The 20592-nt window shown below is 54.4% G+C and carries 20 protein-coding genes; 11 read left to right on the forward strand and 9 right to left on the reverse strand.

What is annotated here, in order from left to right:
- Window positions 1–36 precede the first annotated feature (36 nt).
- The 4 genes from ACZ439_RS15495 to ACZ439_RS15510 all read right to left on the reverse strand — a co-directional run bounded on the left by ACZ439_RS15495 (window position 37) and on the right by ACZ439_RS15510 (window position 4731).
- On the reverse strand, window positions 37–1200 hold the full coding sequence (locus ACZ439_RS15495; protein ID WP_141336686.1) for a conserved virulence factor C family protein: 1164 nt from the start codon (window positions 1198–1200) through the stop codon (window positions 37–39).
- Window positions 1201–1351: 151 nt separating this feature from the next.
- Window positions 1352–1942 carry a guanylate kinase gene (locus tag ACZ439_RS15500; protein ID WP_054800366.1) on the reverse strand — a complete coding sequence of 197 codons (591 nt, stop codon included), beginning with the start codon at window positions 1940–1942 and terminating at the stop codon, window positions 1352–1354.
- Window positions 1943–2048: 106 nt separating this feature from the next.
- A complete protein-coding gene (locus ACZ439_RS15505) occupies window positions 2049–3848 on the reverse strand; it encodes a DEAD/DEAH box helicase (protein ID WP_464619879.1) in 1800 nt (599 codons plus the stop codon).
- 175 nt (window positions 3849–4023) lie between these two features.
- On the reverse strand, window positions 4024–4731 hold the full coding sequence (locus tag ACZ439_RS15510) for a YhcN/YlaJ family sporulation lipoprotein (RefSeq protein ID WP_230876097.1): 708 nt from the start codon (window positions 4729–4731) through the stop codon (window positions 4024–4026).
- Window positions 4732–5148: 417 nt separating this feature from the next.
- Between ACZ439_RS15510 and coxB the strand changes: the two genes are divergently transcribed.
- From coxB to ACZ439_RS15540, 6 genes are all read left to right on the forward strand, one after another.
- Window positions 5149–6186: a cytochrome c oxidase subunit II gene (gene coxB / locus ACZ439_RS15515; protein ID WP_127608985.1), complete on the forward strand. Its 1038-nt coding sequence runs from the start codon at window positions 5149–5151 to the stop codon at window positions 6184–6186.
- A 70-nt stretch (window positions 6187–6256) separates the two neighbouring features.
- On the forward strand, window positions 6257–8068 hold the full coding sequence (gene ctaD, locus ACZ439_RS15520; protein ID WP_155614721.1) for a cytochrome c oxidase subunit I: 1812 nt from the start codon (window positions 6257–6259) through the stop codon (window positions 8066–8068).
- A complete protein-coding gene (locus tag ACZ439_RS15525) occupies window positions 8065–8688 on the forward strand; it encodes a cytochrome (ubi)quinol oxidase subunit III (RefSeq protein ID WP_127608987.1) in 624 nt (207 codons plus the stop codon). The genes ctaD and ACZ439_RS15525 overlap by 4 nt, the downstream gene beginning before the upstream one ends.
- A 1-nt stretch (window position 8689) precedes the next feature.
- Window positions 8690–9007: a cytochrome C oxidase subunit IV family protein gene (locus tag ACZ439_RS15530; RefSeq protein ID WP_127608988.1), complete on the forward strand. Its 318-nt coding sequence runs from the start codon at window positions 8690–8692 to the stop codon at window positions 9005–9007.
- 121 nt (window positions 9008–9128) lie between these two features.
- A complete protein-coding gene (locus tag ACZ439_RS15535) occupies window positions 9129–10007 on the forward strand; it encodes a cytochrome c oxidase assembly protein (protein ID WP_127608989.1) in 879 nt (292 codons plus the stop codon).
- Between the two features lie 44 nt (window positions 10008–10051).
- Entirely contained in the window at window positions 10052–10516 is a 465-nt protein-coding gene (locus tag ACZ439_RS15540) for a DUF420 domain-containing protein (RefSeq protein ID WP_127608990.1), read from the forward strand.
- 67 nt (window positions 10517–10583) lie between these two features.
- Here the strand turns inward: ACZ439_RS15540 and ACZ439_RS15545 are convergent, their stop codons facing one another.
- The gene (locus ACZ439_RS15545) at window positions 10584–11372 is read right to left on the reverse strand and encodes a C40 family peptidase (protein ID WP_054798486.1); all 789 of its coding nucleotides are present in this window, start codon (window positions 11370–11372) and stop codon (window positions 10584–10586) included.
- 174 nt (window positions 11373–11546) lie between these two features.
- Here ACZ439_RS15545 and ACZ439_RS15550 point away from each other — a divergent pair, with 174 nt between their 5' ends.
- Window positions 11547–12605, forward strand: coding sequence for a redoxin domain-containing protein (locus ACZ439_RS15550; RefSeq protein WP_464619880.1), 1059 nt, complete (start codon window positions 11547–11549; stop codon window positions 12603–12605).
- Between the two features lie 126 nt (window positions 12606–12731).
- Window positions 12732–14135: an NAD-dependent malic enzyme gene (locus ACZ439_RS15555; protein WP_054798489.1), complete on the forward strand. Its 1404-nt coding sequence runs from the start codon at window positions 12732–12734 to the stop codon at window positions 14133–14135.
- 218 nt (window positions 14136–14353) lie between these two features.
- Here the strand turns inward: ACZ439_RS15555 and ACZ439_RS15560 are convergent, their stop codons facing one another.
- Window positions 14354–15190, reverse strand: coding sequence for an SPL family radical SAM protein (locus ACZ439_RS15560; RefSeq protein ID WP_201317946.1), 837 nt, complete (start codon window positions 15188–15190; stop codon window positions 14354–14356).
- A gap of 128 nt (window positions 15191–15318) precedes the next feature.
- A complete protein-coding gene (locus ACZ439_RS15565; RefSeq protein ID WP_127608995.1) occupies window positions 15319–16284 on the reverse strand; it encodes an aldolase catalytic domain-containing protein in 966 nt (321 codons plus the stop codon).
- Between the two features lie 396 nt (window positions 16285–16680).
- Between ACZ439_RS15565 and ACZ439_RS15570 the strand changes: the two genes are divergently transcribed.
- Window positions 16681–16845 carry a hypothetical protein gene (locus tag ACZ439_RS15570; RefSeq protein WP_164751911.1) on the forward strand — a complete coding sequence of 55 codons (165 nt, stop codon included), beginning with the start codon at window positions 16681–16683 and terminating at the stop codon, window positions 16843–16845.
- 153 nt (window positions 16846–16998) lie between these two features.
- Here ACZ439_RS15570 and ACZ439_RS15575 read toward each other — a convergent pair whose 3' ends face one another.
- A complete protein-coding gene (locus ACZ439_RS15575; RefSeq protein WP_127608996.1) occupies window positions 16999–17352 on the reverse strand; it encodes a magnetosome magnetite crystal formation protein family in 354 nt (117 codons plus the stop codon).
- 167 nt (window positions 17353–17519) lie between these two features.
- Between ACZ439_RS15575 and ACZ439_RS15580 the strand changes: the two genes are divergently transcribed.
- Window positions 17520–17948, forward strand: coding sequence for a hypothetical protein (locus ACZ439_RS15580; protein ID WP_127608997.1), 429 nt, complete (start codon window positions 17520–17522; stop codon window positions 17946–17948).
- 185 nt (window positions 17949–18133) lie between these two features.
- The gene (locus ACZ439_RS15585) at window positions 18134–19033 is read left to right on the forward strand and encodes a cation diffusion facilitator family transporter (protein WP_127608998.1); all 900 of its coding nucleotides are present in this window, start codon (window positions 18134–18136) and stop codon (window positions 19031–19033) included.
- Between the two features lie 168 nt (window positions 19034–19201).
- Here ACZ439_RS15585 and ACZ439_RS15590 read toward each other — a convergent pair whose 3' ends face one another.
- Complete coding sequence (locus ACZ439_RS15590; RefSeq protein WP_464619881.1) at window positions 19202–20467, reverse strand: BaiN/RdsA family NAD(P)/FAD-dependent oxidoreductase; 1266 nt, start codon at window positions 20465–20467, stop codon at window positions 19202–19204.
- Window positions 20468–20592 lie beyond the last annotated feature (125 nt).

Consider the following 20592-nt stretch of genomic DNA (forward strand, 5'->3'; position numbering starts at 1 on the left):
TCGTTACGATTCACGGGGATTATCGGGTAAGAAATGTCAGGTCTCGTTGCGACGCGTCATCTGCTGCCAGACGGAGCCCTCGGCGGCATGACCGCCTTCGATGCGTTCAAGCGCCATTCGGGCTTGCATGCGCACCTCGAATTCAGGATCGTCGGCTGCCGCCGCAAGAGCGGGCAATGCGCGTTCGTCGCCGACCTCATACAAGAAACGCGCCGCCCGCCAACGCACCAATTTGTTCGAGTCGCGCAAGGCGCCGATCATCGCATCCTGCGCAGCCGGATCGCCGAGATCGGATAAAGTATCGCCCGCGGTTCGTCTTACGGAAGGGGAAGCATCCTTAAGCGCCTGGTACAAATAGGGAAGCACGGATTCGTCCTTCAGGTCGCCTAAATAAACGGTCGCGAGACGACGGATAGCCGTTTGTTCATCCCGCAGCGCGAGAACCAGCAACGGCAGTGTGTCTGCGCCCGGTTTGATTTGTTGCAGGGCCGCATAGCGCTGCTTCCAATCCTCCGATTTCAACTGCCGCTCCGTTTCTGCAAAAGAAAGCGTTCTTCTCGCGGCCGCGGCTACTTCTTGCGCGCCTTCGGCGACGGGGCCTAGCGCGGCTTTGGCGACAAGCTCTTCCAGACGTGCGTCGTCGTAAGAAGCGTCGATTTCCTGCACGATGTCTTCCAGCACGTCGGCCAGTTCACCGTAACGCGTATCCCAGTCTTCAAGGGAGCGTTCTTTAATGAGATTCGGAGAAGCCGAAGCGGCCCGAACCGCCGCTTGAGAGAATCGTTCGGGCAAGGCCGCGCGTTTCTCTTCTCCGCCTGCCGATACGCGGATTTGCAGCGGAATGCCGCGAAAGTGCTGCAGCTTCACCGCAACTTCTCCATAAGACGTATCCGGAGAAGACGAAGCATCGACAGAAGCGAGCTCCGACCCGGCGCCGGGCGTAACTTCGCCCAGAAGCGCCCGGACATTCTCCAGGATTTGCTGCCAATCCCCTTTAGGGGTCCGGTCCAGAGCGATAAAGTCGCTGGCGCGGTATAGACCTCGGACGCCGTCGATCGCCAACAGCCGGTTATAAGGCTCCGGCGCAGTTGCAGCTTGATCTTTCGTATACGTCTGGCGTACGGACTCGGGCAATTTCTCCGAAACCGTTATTTTCATCGTGTTGGGACTTGGCGTCGGTTCGATAAATAAGATAGTCATGATGGGGAGGCCTCCTCATGCGTAATGCTTAAAAAAGACCGCTGACCCCGTATCCGGGTCATCGGTCTTTCTTAATATAGCAAGCTGGAACGCGAAAGTATCTTCTTTAAGGGCTCCGACCAGGAGCTTTTCTTAATTACGGTACTACCGGTTAATCCAGATCGAGCAAGTTGCGTTTTAAATAAGTCTCATCCAGCGTTTTGGTTAAGTCGAACACGGTATGCGCCAGGTCCAGATTCTCGAAAACGTGTTCACAGGAGTCTTTATAAGCCATTTCTTCATCATAGTGGGACATGTAGCGCTTGATGAGTTCAGGAGAATCTCCACGCTCTTGCTCACGGCGTTCGACCGTCTCGCGGTCGGCGTAAATGAAGATACGGACGATCTTGTCACCGTAAATCTTCTTCAACGCTTCCGCGCCAAACCGGTTAAGCACGAGGTAAACGGCACCGAATTTTTGCAGCTGTTCCGCGACGTCGGCCTCTTTAATCCCGTACCGGTTGCCGTCGATCTCGACGACCTCGATGAATTCGTTGTTGGCTTCAGCCGCTGCGAAAGTTTCACTCGAAACGAAGTGATAGTCCTGGCCGTCCATTTCGGACGGTCGGGGAGGGCGGGTCGTGTAGGAAATGACCTGCTTGATCCCTAGCGTATTGCCTGACATTTGAGCTACCGTTCTTCGACCGGCGCCGTTAGGGCCCGTAAAAACAAAAATGAGTTCTTTGTCTTTCAGTTCGTACATGGAAAGCCTCCTTCGTTAGTGAAGTGCAGTTTCTTTCCGATTACCTCATATTTCATATTACATGACTTCCGATCTGAGGTAAAGGTTGGCACCGGCGGCGCGTCCATTAACGCCCGCGCCGTCCCGGCTTCGCCCCGCTGCGCCCGCCGCTTTGCTGCGCCCCGGCTCTGGCGCCGGTCTCGCCGGCGTTCCTGCGCCCGCCGCTTTGCTGCGCCCCGGCTCTGGCGCCGGTCTCGCCGGCGTTCCTGCGCCCGCCGCTTCGCTGCGCCCCGGCTCTGGCGCCGGCCTCGCCGGCGTTCCTGCGCCCGCTGCTTTGCTGCGCTCCGGCTCTGGCGCCGGCCTCACCGGCGTTCCTGCGCCCGCTGCCCCGCTGCGCTCCGGCGCTGGCATCGGCCGCTCCGCCGCGGCCCTGCCTGCTAGCTCGCTGCCCTTGGGCTTCCTCGCGTTCCATCGCGTCGCCGCCAAAGGCAGACGCTCCGCCGCGTCGACCTTGTGCGCCCCGCGCGCTGCGTCCCGGGGCATCAGCCCGCCCGCGCCCGCCGCGTTCCGGAGCGCCTGCGGCTTCGCTTTGCCAGCCCGGCCCGCTGCGCACGGTCTCGCTGCCGCGTCCGCTCGCGCCGCGCTGCGTGCCCTGCGCCGCCCCGCGCCCGCGGCCTTGCCCGGCTCTGCCGCCGCCGCGGCCTTGCCCGGCTCTGCCGCCGCCGCGGCTCTGCCCGCGCGTCCCGTGCCCTTGGCGCTCTGCGCCGCCGCGTCCCGGCCGCTCCGCCGCTCCGCCAGCATCCGCCTGCTGCCCGCGGCCTGAGCGCTTGGACAGCGTCGCCTTAATTCCGCGCTCGATCAGCTCCAGATAAGCCCCGTCTCGCGGAGCGGCGAACGTCATCGCCTTGCCGGTCTGACCCGCTCGCCCGGTGCGGCCGATGCGGTGAATATAACTTTCCGCGTCATGCGGGATATCGTAGTTGATGACATGGGTAATGCCTTCCACATCCAGCCCGCGCGCAGCCACATCGGTGGCGACAAGCAGCTGAATTTTGGCGTCGCGGAACCGCTTCATCACCTGTTCGCGTTTGGCCTGCGTCAAATCCCCGTGCAGCTCATCGCAGGAATACCCTCGCTCGGCAAGCTCGGTACGCAGCTTGCTGGCCCGCAGCTTCGTCCGGCAAAAAACCATCGCGAGATACGGATTTTCTTCGTCAATAATTTTACATAACGCCTCGAACTTCCCGCGGTCTGTCGTTTGAATAACGACTTGTTCGATCTCATCCAGCGTCACGCGTTTCGCTTTCACTTCGATTTCAACAGGCGGCCGCATATATTCCTTGGCTAATTGCCGGATACGCGGAGGCATAGTGGCCGAGAATAATAGCGTTTGTCTCCTGGATGGGGTAACGGAGATAATTTCCTCCACTTCCGACAAGAAGCCCATATGCAGCATTTGGTCGGCTTCATCCAGCACCAGCATCGACAGCTTATGCAGTTTAACGGTGCCGCGGCGGATATGATCGAGCAAGCGGCCGGGCGTTGCAATTATAATATGTACGCTGCCCTCGAGCTTATGTATTTGTCTTTCCACGTCTTGTCCGCCGTAAGCCGATAGCACGCTCAGCTCTTTAAAGGCCGCCCAGCGCTTGACTTCATCCGTTATTTGAATCGCCAGCTCTCGGGTCGGCGTTACGATCAGCGCCTGCACGTTCGGGCTTTCGGGACGTACCGTTTCCAGCATCGGCAGGACGAAAGCGAGCGTTTTACCTGTTCCGGTTTGCGCCTGCGCAATCAGGTCGGCGCCTGAGAGAACGGCGGGGATGGCTTCCTTCTGGATAGGGGTGGGCTCAGCATACCCGAATTTGTGCAAAGCTTCGGCGAGGTTGTCCTCGATACCAAGAGCGGCGAATTCATTATTCTTCATTATAATATCTCCTATAGAACCGATTTGAATGCGCCCGATAGCGGCCGGTACGGCTGCTGCGGACCATTTCTGAAATAATTACTTCTTATTAATAAAGCATTCTACAGCAATCCTGTACAAAAAGAAACTGCACACGCCGCGCATCGGCCATGCATGTGCAGTCCGCTCGACGCGGCTAATATTCCCGTCCGTTGCCTTCCGCTTGATTCGGTATGGTCGGGGCCGTTCCGAAGGTAAGCTCCATCAGCTGGATGAATTGCGGTCGGTAGGGCTCCAGCGAACGCCCTTGCCAGCTCTCTTGAGCGATGCGGTTAAATTCATTGACAACCGTACGATTGGCGGAGATATACACGTCCGTCACACTAGGCTGCAGCGAACGAATCTTTTCAGCGATTTTTTGCTTGAACAGATGGGAGAGATGCTCGTGATGCATTTCCGTTTCGGCGCCGCTTCCCGTAATCAGCTGGTTCGGATCCGCATAGTCGTTCTCTGGGGTATAAGGATTATATAACCCTTTCACGATACCGTAATTATTGGTTTCGGTTCCTCTCACATCGCCGCCTCGCGTTCCGGTAGCTGTCATATCAATCGTTATGGCCGTATAAGCGGTGTTATCGCCCATCATGACGATCGCGCTGCTGACGCCGTCCATGGCGGCTACCTGATCGGACAGGTGCTGGTTCATCTCCAGCTTGGACACTTGATGCGTGACGGGAGCGTATTGCTGCTGGGTCTGATAAGCGCGGGACGTGTCCTGTCTCGGCATATCCCTTTTACTTCCATAGTTATTGGCGCTGTTGTAGTCGTACCAACTGAAGCAGCCGGTAACAATAAGGCAAAGCATCATTATGGCGGCCACGGATATCGATCGAAGAGTACGCAAACGAAAGCCCTCCTTCATGAATAGGAATCAGCGCATTGCAAACGATAGAATGCAGATTGTGTTCTGCTGGACGCGACTGCTGCTCCTTGACATTAGAATGGGTCTCCGAATGTGTTTTGATTCGCCTGTACGGGAGTCCAAAACATGCATAAACCGGCCGCTTTATGGAAATAACCTAATAGAACCGTATGTGAGGGTCTGCGCCATTCGAGAGGTCGGCCAAAACGCATTTTACAAAGAAGCCGAAAGCCTCGAAAAGCTTGATAAACCTAGACTTCCGAACGTTTTGTGAACTTTCCCAGATTCATTGACAAAAAACAGGGACGAATTTATAGTTATAATGGTAATTAGGTTCATTGACAAGATATGACCTATTTTGTTCGAAAAATACTTGCTTCATAAGGTGGGATTGATAAGATGATTCGATGGCAAAATCTGTGGCGTTTCATCCCTCTCTTCGGGTTGATGATGCTGCTGCTAACGGGGTGTGGGGACGATACGATTTCCGCCTTGAAGCCAAGGGGTCCGGTGGCCAGAGATCAGATGTTCCTGATGGAACTCAGCTTCGGGATCATGATTGCGGTCGTCGTTGTCGTGTTTGCGATTTATTTGTATGTCTTGGTTCGTTTTAGAAAGAAAAAAGGCGAGAAAGACATCATTCCGAAACAAGTGGAAGGCAGCCATACGCTGGAGATCATTTGGACGGTTATTCCGATTATCCTGCTCCTGGTTCTGGCGGTGCCGACGGTTCAATACACCTTCAAGGTGTTGGAGGACCACCGTGAAAACAAGGATGCGCTTACGGTCAAAGTAACGGCTCATGCTTTCTGGTGGCAGTTTGAATATCCGTCGCTGGGCATTTCCACGGCACAGGATCTGGTTATTCCAACGGGTAAGAAAATCGCTTTCGAACTAACTGCTTCCGATGTGAAACACTCCTTCTGGGTTCCTTCGCTCGGCGGTAAGATGGACACGAACCCGGGCTTGACGAACGTTTATTACTTGGAAGCCGACGATGCGGATACATTCTTGGGCAAATGTGCGGAGCTTTGCGGTGCGTCCCACTCCTTGATGGATTTCAAAGTCAAGTCGATGGAACCGGCTCAGTTCGATCAATGGGTTGCGAAGATGAAAGCGCCGGCGGCAATTCCTGCAGACGCCAAAGCCGGAGAGCAGATCTTTAAAGACAACTGCTTGTCCTGTCACGCGGTCAACGCGCAAGGGCTCGGCGCAGGACCGAACTTGAACGGTTTCGCTTCACGCGAGAAAATAGCCGGCATTATGCCGCATAACGAAGAGAGCTTGAAGCAATGGATCGCAGATCCCCAATCGGTGAAGCCGGGTGCGAAGATGCCTGCGTTTTCCGAAGGCGCGCCGAATGTAGCTAAAGCGCTTAAGGATCAAGAGATCAACGACTTGGTTAAATATTTGAATTCGCTGAAGTTGCCTCAGTAAACGAGCATCAGGGAAAAAGGAGGTTAAATACGTGGCTCACGCACACACGGTAAAACGGCACACCGGTCTGATGGACTGGCTGACGACGGTTGACCATAAAAAGATCGGTGTTCTGTATATGATCGCCGGCGGAATTTTCTTCTTACTGGGCGGAATCGAAGCGATTTTGATTCGTATTCAGTTGCTTTATCCGGATCAAAAGATTTTTATCGGCGATACGTTCAACCAATTAACAACCATGCATGGTACGACCATGATTTTCTTGGCGGCGATGCCGGTCATCTTCGCCTTTATGAATGCCATCGTTCCTTTGCAGATTGGGGCCCGGGACGTTGCGTTCCCGTTCGTAAACGCACTTGGTTTGTGGCTTTTCGTCTTCGGGGGCTTATTGCTCAATACGTCTTGGTTTTTGGGCGGCGCACCTGCCGCCGGCTGGACGGCTTACCCGCCGCTCTCCGGTATTGTAGATGCTACGGGGGCATTCAAGGGCGTTGACTTCTACGTGCTCGGTCTTCAGATTGCCGGTATCGGTACGCTGATCGGGGGGATCAACTTCCTGGTTACGATCATTAATATGCGTGCCCCGGGCATGACCTATATGAGAATGCCGATGTTCACTTGGGCATCGTTCATTACATCGTTGCTGATTTTGTTCGCTTTCCCTGCCATTACGGTCGGTCTTGTAGAATTGATGTTCGACCGGATTTTTGGCGGTGCTTTCTTTGATGTTGCGAAGGGCGGTAATCCGATTCTCTGGGAGCACATCTTCTGGATCTTCGGTCACCCTGAGGTTTATATCTTGATTTTGCCGGCTTTCGGTATTATTTCCGAGATCGTAGCTACATTCTCGCGTAAGCGTTTGTTCGGATACAGCTCCATGGTATTCGCAACGGCTTTGATCGGATTCCTGGGCTTCATGGTTTGGGCGCATCACATGTTTACAACGGGTATTGGCCCTGTCGGGGATGCCATATTCGGGGTTGCGACGATGGCGATCGCGATTCCGACCGGCGTCAAAATCTTTAACTGGCTGTTTACGCTGTGGGGTGGTCAAATTCGCTTTACAACAGCTAACATGTTCGCCACTTCGTTTATTCCGACGTTCACCATGGGTGGCGTAACGGGCGTTATGCTCGCCGTACCGGCGGCTGACTTCCAGTACCACGACACGTATTTCGTCGTTGCGCATTTCCACTACGTTATCGTAGGGGGCTTGGTTTTGGGCTTGTTCGCGGCTTCGTACTACTGGTGGCCGAAGATGTTTGGCCGCTTGTTGAACGAAACGCTGGGCAAAATCCACTTCTGGACATTTTTCATCGGCTTCCATATGACGTTCTTCCCGCAGCATTTCCTCGGCTTGATGGGGATGCCGCGCCGGGTGTTTACATTCCAGCCGGGCGTTGGCTTGGAACAAGGTAACTTTATCAGTACGATTGGCGCTTTCTTGATGGGTATCGGTATGATCGTGTTCCTGATCAATATCGCGGCTACTGCCAGAAAACCGATGAATGCAGGGTCAGACCCTTGGGATGCTCGTACGCTCGAGTGGACGATTCCGTCCCCGGCACCGGAATACAACTTCAAACAAACGCCTCTCGTACGCGGTTACGATGCGTTCTGGAAAGAGAAAATGGCGGGCAACAAAGAGATGACGCCGGCCGAGCCGCTGGGCTCGATTCATATGCCGTCGCCTTCGATTCTGCCTTTCCTGATGTCGCTCGGCTTGTTTATCGCCGGTTATGGCTTTATGTACCACATTTATATTGTAAGTATTCTCGGTATCGGGTTTACGCTCATATGTATGTTCTTCCGTTCCGTCTATGACGATCACGGCTTCCATATCGAGCCCGAAGAGTTAAACGATAAGGGGGTTAAGGCATGAGTGCAGCACATCATGAAGTAGGCGGTGCCCTGCCACCTCACGCGGAAACAGCAACCTTGGAAGGTAAGAATAAAGTTTTGGGCTTTTGGTTGTTCCTTGGCGGCGAATGCGTACTGTTCGGTACGTTGTTCGCTTCCTTCATCGCCCTCCGGAATCAAGTGCCGGACGGTCCGACGGCTCAGCATTTGTTCACGATGGATCTTGTTGCGATTTCAACGTTCATCCTGCTGACAAGCTCGTTGACCAGCGTATTTGCCACGATGGCGCTTCACCGCAATCAGTTCAAGAAGCTGCAAGCGTGGATGGCAGTAACCGTATTGCTCGGTCTGGCGTTCTTGGGTCTTGAAATTTACGAGTTTGTTCACTACGTGCACGAAGGCCACACGTTCTCGAAGAGCGCCTTCGCTACTTCGTTCTATACGTTGGTAGGGTTCCATGGAGCGCACGTTGCCTTCGGTGTGCTTTGGATTACCTTGTTGATTATTTCCGGGTTCAAAAAAGGTTTAACCGTGGTTACGGCGCCTAAGTATTACGTAGCCGGTTTGTACTGGCACTTTATCGACGTCGTTTGGGTATTCATCTTCACGGTCGTATACCTCCTCGGAAAGGTGGGTCCATAAGATGAGTAATCAGCACCAATCATCTTCGGCTGGAGATCATCGTCACCGTTTGGAAGGACCTCGAAACCATTACATTTCGTACATTGTTTCGATCGTGTTGACCATGCTGGCTTTCGCCGTGGTTCTGTACGGCGGTTTGGATCGCACGTTTATTATCTTCTTCCTTGTTGGTTTGGCCGTTGTCCAGGTCATTTTCCAGCTTGCTTATTGGATGCACATGAAGGATCGGGGCCACTTTTTCCCGATCATCGGGTTAGCATTCGGAACGTTTGTTGCACTTACAGCTGTTGCGGCCGGTGTTTACTGGCTCTGGTGGTAAGATAGAAGAGAGGCGGCTTGTCATTATTGAAAGCCCCTCTTTTTTAAAATACTTTGGGAAAAAATTCACGAATCAGACACAGACTCGAATTTGGGGCTACGCCCGAAAGGAGTTAACCGATATGGATTCCACTGTTTCCCATTCAGGACATGGAGCAGCGGGAACGTTTGCCGAGTTGTGGAGCCCAGGCCTGCTCCTGCTGCTGCTTGTTGTCGGTGTGTTGTATACGTTATGCGTTAACGCTTGGCGGCATCGGTTTGCGGACAGCGAACCCGTACCCCTCAAGCTGCAGCTGTACGGTTGGCTTGGTTTAATCCTATGGTATGCCGCGGAAGGAAGCCCGCTGGCCTATTACGGGCATCACTATTTTTTCAGTGTGCACATGTTTCAGCAGTCCATCTTGTATTTAATTATGCCGCCGCTCCTGCTGCTCGGCTTGCCGGGATGGCTTATGCGCTCCGCGATCCAAGGGGAAACGGCTAAGCGTGTCGTGTATATAATGACCAATCCCGTGCTTGCGTTGTTTTTGTTCAACTTTATTTTTTCGGTTTATCATATCCCGGTCGTGATGGATTGGTTGATGACTCATCCTACGATTCTCACGCTCTATAAGGCGGTCTTCTTGCTGTCGGCGTTTATGCTCTGGTTTCCTGTGTTTTGCCCGATGCCCGAGTACAGCCGGATGTCCGAGCTGAAGAGAATGGCGTACATTTTCATCAATGGGGTGCTGCTAACGCCCGCTTGTGCGCTCATTATTTTCGCCAAAGACCCGATGTACGCGATGTATTCGGCTGTGCCCGAGTATCATCTGCTGCTCCCGATGCTCGACGATCAGCAGTTGGGCGGAGTCATCATGAAAATCGTCCAGGAAATCGTTTACGGCATGGCACTCGGCTACACGTTCTACCGTTGGTACCGAAGGGAACGTAAACGCGAGGATGAGGAAGAGTTTGCGGACGATGATTATTATCCGGCGTCAGGGAATGTGAACCGAGCCTAAGCTATATCGAATAGATTGAGTTGCGAATGGTGGTGGACTAGTTTATGAAGCTTTCCGTTTTGCTGCCTACGATCAGTACGAGCTTTATCGTCATAAGCGCGATATTCGTTGCATTCGGATGGTATCATATTGTTAAGGGCAACCGGGATACGCATAAGAAGCTGATGTTGTGGGGCGCGGGCTTCGCGCTTGCCTTCTTTCTGATTTATGCGAGCCGCACGATTTTTGTCGGCAACACAAGCTTCGGCGGTCCGGAAGAGCTGAAGCTGGCGTATCATTTATTTTTGTTCTTCCATATAGCGCTGGCTACCGCTGCGGGCGTTTTCGGTATCGTAACGCTGCTGCATGCGTTTAATGAGCGTTTTGCCAAACATAAGAAAATCGGGCGCTGGACAGCCGTTATGTGGCTGTTGACTGCACCGACGGGCGTCGCGGTGTACACGCTGCTGTATGTGTTGTATCCGGGCGGCGAAACGAAACCGATGATCGATGCAATCTTCGGGCTATAAGCAGAAAGAAAGAAGACCTTCCTCAAGGGCAATTCGGGGAAGGTCTTCTTTCTTTGGTATAACAACATTATTTTAAAGCGCTGCCGCCGAACATAAAGCGGTATTCCCAGTGCTTGTTCTCGATACTATCGATCCGAACCCCGCCGGATTCCTTGGAGTATGTATGCAAAACTTTGCCTTCCCCTAGGTAAATGCCGACATGAGTGATGCGCTGATTGGCCTTGTTGGACGGGTATGACGATTTGCTGCTTCCGCGATACTCCATGAAGAACATCAGGTCGCCGGGCTTTAGGCTTTTCCAGTTCGTTGTCGTATTCCCAAGTGACTTGACATAGCTGCCTTGGGCGCGGGAATCGCTCGGGAGCGTCACGCCGGCACCTTCCTTGAAGGCTTGACGGACGAAGTCAGAGCAGTCGAAAGTACGGGTATTGGAACGGTCTGACCCATACTCGTAAGGGGTGCCCAAGTACTTCTTGCCAGCCGCGATTATTTTATCAATGGCTGCTGGCGTATTGCCCGTCGAGGGAGCTGTTGTCGACCCGCCGGAAGGCGTCTCGGAACTGATCGGAGAGGAGTCCGATACCCGGACGTATTTGCTGCTCGTTGAGATATAGCCGGTGCGGCCCTGGTCGTCTTGCACTTGATACCACCAGGCGTTGACTTTGGACAGGATGGTAACCTTTTCTCCGGCTTTGAGGTAACCGTATGCAGCTGAACTTGTATCAGGTTGTTTACGGAAGTTCACGCTGCTTGTAATCGTACCGGTGGCGGCGGCGTGGGCTTGATCGGCGTATGCGGCCAAGGACCCGACCGTAAACGTGGCGGCAAGGACAACGGCAACGATTTGCTTTTTCATAGAAATTCCCTCCTGCAGTTCTAGGTGTTGTGGTATGCATGTAAGTGCCGACGCTTCCGCGATTGCCGGGAATCGGCTTCGTTCGTGGGACGCGACAACAAGTTGACAACGGACGGCAGACCGTTCCACAATGGAATTATAGCCAGATGAAAGGGAGACAGGTGAACGTCAACGATGAATACATGGACATGGGGACCGCTTGTCCTCCATTACAACATGCTGCTGATCATGGGTGCGATTGCGGCGGGCTACGGCGCGCTGCACCTGCGGTTGCTTCGGAGATCCGATAGAGGCATTGTTACGTCGATTGCCGTCAATGCGCTGCTTGTGTGGGTGCTTGTCTGGAAATTAAGTTTGCTGCTGCTGGATTTTCGCGCTGTATTGGAAAATCCGATGTCGCTGCTTTATTTTAACGGCGGTCGGCGCGGAGTTTGGCTTGCTTGGCTGCTCTCGGCCGGATATGCAGCAATCGCTGCTGAGAAAAGAAAAATAGGCAGACCTGTTTATATCGATTCGTTAGCCGTCTCGGTTTTGGGGGGGTATGCGATATTTCATGCGCTGCATTTTATAATGAGCGGCTTTCAGCCGGTCACATCGGGCATCATTGGGGCGTTGGGCGCGGCAGCCGCCATCGTTTGGCTGCGTTCCCCTTTGCCGGAGACCCATCGCGCGTCGGTGCAGAGGCTGCTAGTCATTGCGATTGGCTGGGTGCTGATCATTACAGTGGCGAACGGCCTGTTTGACAAGCCGGGGGGGCCGCCTGCGGCGGGAACAGCGGAAGGAGTGCCCGGACTGGGCGTCGGACAGCAGGCCCCTGATTTCGAGCTAAAACTGCTGAATGGGGAAACCATCCGATTGTCGGATTACAGGGGCCAAACCGTGTTTGTTAATTTTTGGGCGACCTGGTGTCCGCCTTGTCAGGCGGAGATGCCGTATATGCAGCAATTTTACTCGGATTATGCAAGAGACGGCGTGGTGATTCTGGGCGTTAACGCGACGCATACCGAGGCTAGCGTACCGGTCGTTGCGGCGTGGGTTAAGGAATGGAAGATTACCTTCCCGATTGCGCTTGACACGACGGGGGGCGTGACGGATACTTACCGCGTGAATGCCTACCCGGCTACGTATGTCGTCGACCCCGGCGGCGTCATTCGGGAGAAGCATCCCGGGCCGATGAACGGTGATATGCTGATGTCGGCATGGGAGAAAATAACAAATAAAAGTGAAAAATGATTCTAATAGGGGTGCAAGCTCTTTTTCATTTGCATAAAAAACCTTACGCATGATACCATGAATCTATTGGCAGGTCATATATACGTTTTCGTGACATCACTTTTCAGTTGAAGGAAGGGAATCAGCGTGGCACAGACAAGTATTATTTTGCGTGTGGAGCTCAATCATGAGCAAGTAACGTTCGGAGATGTAGCTGCAACAATCAGTAAAGCAGGGGGAGACATCACCTCGATCGACGTTATTCGTCCCGGCAAGGAATCGTCGGTACGCGATATTACCGTCGATGTGGCGGAATCCGCCGAGTCGCAGGTGGTTGAAGCGTTGAAATCGCATGACGGGATCAAGCTGATTAACGTATCCGACCGTACGTTTCTCGTGCATCTAGGCGGGAAAATCAACATGCAGCCGAATCTGCCGATCAAAAACCGCGACGACTTGTCCCGTGTTTACACCCCTGGGGTGGCTAGAGTTTGTACCGCAATTCATGAAAATCCGAGAAAAGCTTACTCGCTTACGATAAAACGCAATACGGTAGCCGTCGTCACCGACGGAACGGCAGTGCTCGGACTGGGCGACATCGGTCCGCATGCAGCCGCGCCTGTCATGGAAGGGAAAGCGATGCTGTTCAAGCAGCTCGCCGGCGTCGATGCGTTCCCGATTTGTCTGGATACGAAGGATACGGAAGAAATTATTCGTACTATTAAAGCGATCAGCCCGATTTTCGGAGGCATTAACCTGGAGGATATCAGCTCTCCGCGATGCTTCGAGATCGAGACACGCCTGAACGAGGAGCTCGATATACCGGTGTTTCATGACGATCAGCACGGAACGGCTGTCGTCGTTATCGCGGGTTTGCTGAATGCCTTGAAAGTGGTCGGTAAACGAATCGAGAACGTCCGCGTTGTGGTCAACGGAATCGGAGCGGCAGGCGTATCGATCTGCAAAATGCTGCTCGCCGCAGGGGTGACGCGCTTGGTGCCTGTCGACCGCGAGGGTGCCATCGTTCACGGAGGCAGCTATCCTTACCCGATGTGGCAGTGGTTGGCCGACCAGCCGCAAGTCGAAGATAAGGCCGGAACGCTGAAGGACGTTATTCAAGACGCCGACGTGTTTATCGGTGTATCGCGGGGCGGTTTGCTGAACGAGGACGACATCAAGAAAATGAAGCCGGACAGCATCGTCTTCGCGATGGCGAATCCGGAACCGGAAATTGCGCCGGAGGAAGCGCTCCCGCATGTTCGTGTGTTTGCAACAGGCCGAAGCGACTATCCGAACCAAATCAATAACGTGCTCGTGTTCCCCGGTATTTTCCGTGGGGCGCTCGACTGCCGGGCACGGCGGATCAACGAGCCGATGAAGCTGGCGGCCGCCCGCGCAATCGCTTCGGTTGTTACCGAAGCGGAGCTGAACGAGCACTACATCATCCCGAGTATATTTAACGACAAGGTCGTGACGAAGGTTCGCCACGCAATTATCGAAGCCGCTATCCTAACCGGGGTGGCAAGACGGATTCCGCCGGATTTCCGGTAGGATCGTGCAGGAAGAGAGAAGGCGTGGCCCAAAGGGTAACCCCTTGATGAAGACAGTTTTTCAAGAATAAACGAATAACCCTCCAAAACCACTGTTAAAGTGGAGTTGGGGGGTTATTTTTTTAACTCGCGATACTACATCAATAGCGGATAGCCCGCAAGGCCAACTTGCGAAGAAACGCGTCGAACGCCCGTCCGCCCGGTCGGCTCCCGCCCGCTTCAGGGCATAAAGCCCTCTTGGCTCACGCGTATCCGCTGCGCCTCGAATCGCCGCGCGAGCTGCTCCCGCACGCGCAAGTACGCGCCGCGGTCGTACCACGCGTCGTACCCGTTCGCGCGATACAGCTCGCGCATACCAAGCCTCTCCGTCCGGCGCCCCTGGCTGCCGTCGCCCATAAAATAATCGTCGATCACCACGCGATCGACACCGGTTTCCGCCAGCCGGTCGGCCAGCCCGTCGCTGCACGGCAGCACGGGCGACACGGCGGCCTGCGTCGGCACCCCCGCCTCGGCGAGCCGCCGCAAGGCCGCGAATCGGGCGGCAATCGGCGGCGCCGCCGGCGTGAACAGCTTCCGGACCGACTCCATGTCGGTCTCAATGGTCAGGCTGACGCGGACGCGGGGCCCGAGCCGCCGCAGCACGTCGATATCTCGCGTGACCAACGGGCTGCGCGTCTGCACCATCACGAAGGCGAGCTCCTCGGGCGGGGATGCCGCCATGACCTCCAGCCAAGACCGCGTCAGACAGGCGCGGAACTCCTCAGGCTGGTAGGGGTCCGTCGCGGACGACATGAATACCGTAACCGGTTTTTTGCGTCCGGCACGCTTCAGCTCCCGGCTCAACAAGCTGGCTGTATTTGCTTTTACGTCCACCCAATCGCCCCAAGGCGAGCCGCGAAATTTCGCGACCGGCATCTCCCGCACATAGCAGTATGAGCAAGCGAAGGCACAGCCTACATACGGATTTAACGTGTGCGTGTACCCGCTTAAGAAGCCCGATGCGGGAAGGAGCAGCCGCTTGGGCGCTGTGACTTTGATGGATTTTTGACGGGACATAAGCTTCAGCACGAATCCTTTCCGAATGACTGTTGGAGCCGGTGGCCGCTTCAGAGGCTGCGCGCCAATAGAGAAACCCGATTCTCCGCCGCTGCAGCAGCATGGAAAACCGGGTCAGATGTGTGCTATTAGTCAGTGGAGCCGGTCGGCATCACTTCCGGGGAAGTCAGCTTGTCGTAGAACTCCGTAAATTTGTCCTTGTCGTCGCTGGAGCGAATGGCCATCGCGGCACGCGGGTGATCGTTCAGGACGCCGGCGATCATGTAAGGGATGATGTAACCCCACTCCCATTTCTCGCGCATCGAAATCATGTGTTTCTCGATAATGCCGAGCACCGGACGAAGATCGTATTTCGGGTTTTTCAAGTAGCTGACGAGCAGTTCAGTCGGACAGTTGCCCGCTGCGCGACCCATTCCGTAGACGGACGTGTCGAGGAACTCGACGCCTTTGCTCGCACCCGTGATCGTGTTGGAGAACGCCAGCTGCATGTTGTTGTGCATGTGCAGGCCGAGCTTCTTGTTCGGAAGCAGTCGTTGGAATTTGGACACCAGGTAGTCGATGTCTTTGTGATCCATGCTGCCGTAGGAGTCGACGACGTACACGACATCGACCGGGCTTTTGGCGATTTCTTCGAACGCTTCGTTCAGATCATTCTCCATCACATGCGAAAGCGCCATGATGTTGATCGTCGTTTCATAGCCGTAGTCGTGGAATTTTTGCACCAGATCGAGCGCTTTGTCCACATCTTTAATGTAACAAGCGACGCGGATCAGATCCAACATGCTTTGATCGCGCGGGAGAATATCCTTCTCATCTACACGGCCGATATCGACCAACGCGGAAAGCTTCGTACTGGTTTTTTGGGGGATGACTTCCTTCAGGAAATCCTCGTTAAGGAAGCGCCAAGGGCCGGCATCGGCACCTTTCAGCAATTTGGCCGAGTTTTTGTAACCAATTTCCATATATTCGACGCCGGCTTCGCTTAGACCCTGGTACATGTCCTTCACGAATTGGACGCTAAAGTCCCAGTTATTCACTAAACCGCCGTCGCGGATCGTACAATCCAAAATTTTGTGGTGTGTGTCGCGTGTCATCAAAATTACCCCTCTCCAAATTAACAAGTGCTCGCTGACATCTTTCGGGCTTTTAAGCTTTTTAGCTTTTAAGCGGTAAAGTGTTTTATTAATTACTAATTTTACACAGTTTTTTGTATTTGTCAATCATAACAAATTCCAGAACGAGTGGCAATTTCCTTATATATTGAAAAATCAGTCGCCCAACCGTTGTGCAAGGCGACCTGCTATGAAATATTTTGAATCAACAGATACGTAAAGTATCAAATTCTAATATAATATACAAATGGTATCTATAATGAGAGGGAGGAGGAACGCTTTTTCAGGAAGTTCACTAAGAATAAGATCATTGATTCGGGAGGATCCAAGTACATTCGTAAAATCGCATCGTTTACCTTATTCGTCATGTTGTTCGTCATGATCGTCCCGTTCGCTGCTTGGGGCGCCGGACCGGTCGCTTCAACCGAGGCCGCGTCCTTGCTCGTGCAGGATCAGGACGAGCCGGTATGGCCGAAACCGCTCACGTATTTGGATTTAGGCGACTCGCTCGCAGCCGGGGATGACGCCGCCGCAAAAAAATGAATTTGCGCCGCAGCAGAACGCTTCAAGGGCTCAAGCGGCCGTGCTGCTGAAGCGGCTTTTGACCGGACTGGAATTCGTCAACTAGGCAGCAGGCGGCAGCCGTCATACCCAAAAAGGCGTTTCATCCTAGGGATAAAGCGCCTTTTTTTGATCCTAGGGATGCTTAATGATCTCAATACGGCCGATCAGCGGCAGCGGCTTCATATCCCCGTTGATCGCATTCATCATCCCGATCACGCAGAATACGAGGCACACGAGGTGGGCTAAAGGCACGAGCAGCAAATTGAGCAGAGGAATAAGTCCCAGTAAGATGTTGCAAGCGATCAAGGCGAGCAGCAGCATAAGGCCTTGATTGGCGTGATACATCGCAAAGCGTGAATGGTTCGCGGCGAGCAGCGGCACAAAAAACAACAGATAAGCGATAGCGGCAACGGCCTTGTTGGCCCGCACATCTTCCGGCGTCGGAGAGGGGGAGCCTTGCGGCGGCGTCTGTCCGGGGTCAGACATCGGTGGAACACCTCCTTTCTCAGGTCTGGATGCGGAAGAGCTTCCCAGATTAGCCGCTACCATCTTATGCCGATAGCCGTTCGAGTATGTTCGCCTTTCCGAGGAATAACCGTAAAGCGATGGGGCAACCTAAATCCAGCCATATCCAAGAAAGGAACGAGGCACACATGACCCACACCCCGATCTTTTTTCAATTCGAGACGAACCAGGAAGCTTATATGGCGCTTGATACGCTGGAGGAGCTTGGCTACAAGGTCAGCCTGCATACGGAGACGAAGAGCCCCGTTCTGCACGTCATCGTCGATCGCAATGATCTGACGTCGGCTCTCGAAGTCGCGCAAGCTCACGGCGGTCGGCTGCTGGAGGGGCAAGCATCTCCGTCCGAGATTTCGACGTATGCCATGGCATACGATCCGGACGGGCTCATTCCGATTCCCGCCCACTTCGTGAACGAGGTTGAACCGGATGAAGCCGAGGTTCATTTATCCGCCTCGGCTTACTCGAACCGCTCGAGCGGCGCCTACAAGGATGAGCACGCGAAATTCGACCCGTCCGGGGAAGATTACGACGGCTTCGACGCGGGTATTCATTTATAGTGGATTAGGCCAAAACCGTTGGACAAGTCCCACAACATTTGACCGGGAAAACAAAGTTGCCCTGCGCCTATTTTTATTAGCTCGGAAAACACTGTTTCTCTAGACCCACACCTCATTCGTTTGCTATGATGGGTTGGGACTTCGGGAATGATAGGGTTTTTCAATAGAGGATGGAGGGAAACGCTGTGGATTCCTATGATTCTTTGAAAGAGGGCGAAAAGGGCGCGTGGCTTAGTATCGTCGCCTATGTTTTTTTGTCCGCTTTTAAAATAACCATAGGTTATATGACCGGTTCGGAAGCGCTCGCGGCGGACGGAATTAACAATACGACGGATATCGTCGTTTCACTGGCGGTGCTGATCGGGCTTCGCATTTCCCGGAAGCCGCCGGATCGCGATCATCCGTATGGGCATAAACGGGCGGAGACGATCGCTTCGCTCATCGCTTCGTTTATTATGGCAGCAGCAGGCCTGCAGGTTGTCTTGCAAGCGGGCCGCAGCTTCTTCGCCGATGAGCGCACGGCGCCGGACATGCTGGCCGCCTGGGTAGCTCTGGCTTGCGCCGCCGTCATGTGGGGCGTGTACGTTTACAATTACCGGTTGGCCAAACGGATCGAGAACCAATCGCTGATGGCCGCTGCGCAGGACAATCGTTCCGACGCGCTCGTCAGTATAGGCGCCGCCGTCGGCATCATCGGATCGCGGCTTGGCTTTCCGGTACTCGATGCAGTAGCGGCGCTGATCGTCGGTCTTATTATTTTGAAAACGGCTTGGGAAGTGTTCTCCCATGCATCGCATACGTTGACGGACGGCTTCGACGACCAGCGGCTGAAGGTGTTCAAGCAGACCGTCAAGACAACGCCGGGCGTCAAGCGCATTAAGGATATCCGCGCCCGCATTCACGGCAACAGCGTGCTGCTTGACGTGGTCGTCGAGGTAAGCGCCGAATTGTCCGTCGGCGAAAGCCACGATATCAGCGATGAAATCGAACGGCGGATGCTCAGAGAGCATCGGGTGAACAATGTGCATGTGCATATCGAGCCTTTCGAAGAGCAAGAAAAAAACGGCAACCAACCTTATCGATAAGGGGTCGCCGTTTTTTTATGAGCAGCGCTTAAACAGAACGCGGTGCGGCAGGACAAGCGGATGCGCTTCTGGCGAAGGCGGCGGCCGGAAAACGAGTGCGCAGTTCCGCGCCCGCGATGCCGACGATCAACGACCTCGCAGCCGCCGTGAAGCTGTGAAACTGTGAAACTAACTCCTTGCAAATTCCGCTGCGCTTTTCCCTGCCGTATACCCGGTTGTGAATGCCGCCGTGATGTTGTAGCCGCCGGTATAGCCGTGAATGTCCAGCACTTCGCCGCAAAAGTACAGCCCAAGCTTCAGCTTTGACTGCATCGTCCGCGGATCGACCTCCTTCAGGTTGACGCCGCCGCCGGTGACGAAAGCTTCTTCAAGCGATAGCGTGCCGTTCACTTCCACGGGAAACGCCTTCAGCAGCTTCGCCATATCCATCCATGGCTGCTTCGGAATGTTATCGAACGTGACGTCTTCCTTAATACCCGCCCGTTCGAGCACGAAAGGAACGAGCCGTTCCGGGAGGAGCGGTTTCAAGACGTTCTTGGCCGCTTTCTTCGGCTCGTGCCGGGCCAGCCGATACGTATCGGCGTACACCTCATCCACGCTCTTATCGGGAAACAAATCGATCGTCAGCCGCACGCTCGGGATGTTAAACTGCTTCTTCGCCTTCACGACGAACTGGCTGCAGCGCAGCGCGGCCGGGCCGGACAAGCCGAAGTGGGTGAACAGCAGGTCGCCTTCGTGTTCGACGATTTTCTTCCCCTTCGGAGTCCAGACCGATAACGTAATGCCGCGCAGCGATAGCCCTTGCAGCTCCTTGCTGCGAATCCACGGTTCATTCGACGTTAGCGGCACTTCCGTCGGATACAGCTCGGTGATCGTATGACCGGCGGCCTCTGCCCAAGGGTATCCGTCGCCGGTCGAGCCGGTTTGCGGCACCGACTTGCCCCCGGTGGCGATAATGACGGCGCGTCCGTTAATCCGTTCGCCGGTGGTCAATTCGACGCCCCATGCGCGCTCCTCATCGTACAACACCCGGCGAACCGGGCTGTTGACACGAATGGAGACGCCTTGATGGCGCACGCGATTCACAAGCGCATCCACCACGGTCTTGGCCTTGTCGCTCACCGGGAACATGCGCCCGCGGTCTTCCTCCTTCAAGCGGATGCCCATCCCTTCGAAGAAGGCGATGATGTCGCGATTGCTGAATGTCGCAAGAGCGCTATGCAGGAAGCGTCCGTTGCCCGGAATATGCTTGATCAGTTCATCCGGCTCTTTGGCATTCGTCACATTGCAGCGGCCTCCGCCGGAAATTCCGAGCTTGCGCCCCAGTTTATCCCCTTTGTCCACCAACAAAACCTTTGCACCGTGCTCGCTTGCAGCCACGCTGGCCATCAATCCGGCTGAGCCTCCGCCGATTACAATTACGTCATAAGCCATTCGTTATGCTCCTATATGGTTTCATTTGTTTTCATTGTACCGTATTTTTTTCCGACAAAAATAGTGATATTCCTGCAACGTGCTTTGACATTTTCTATAGCAGACTTCCATTATAATCGTTGTGC

Source organism: Paenibacillus sp. JCM 9796 (assembly GCF_055379675.1).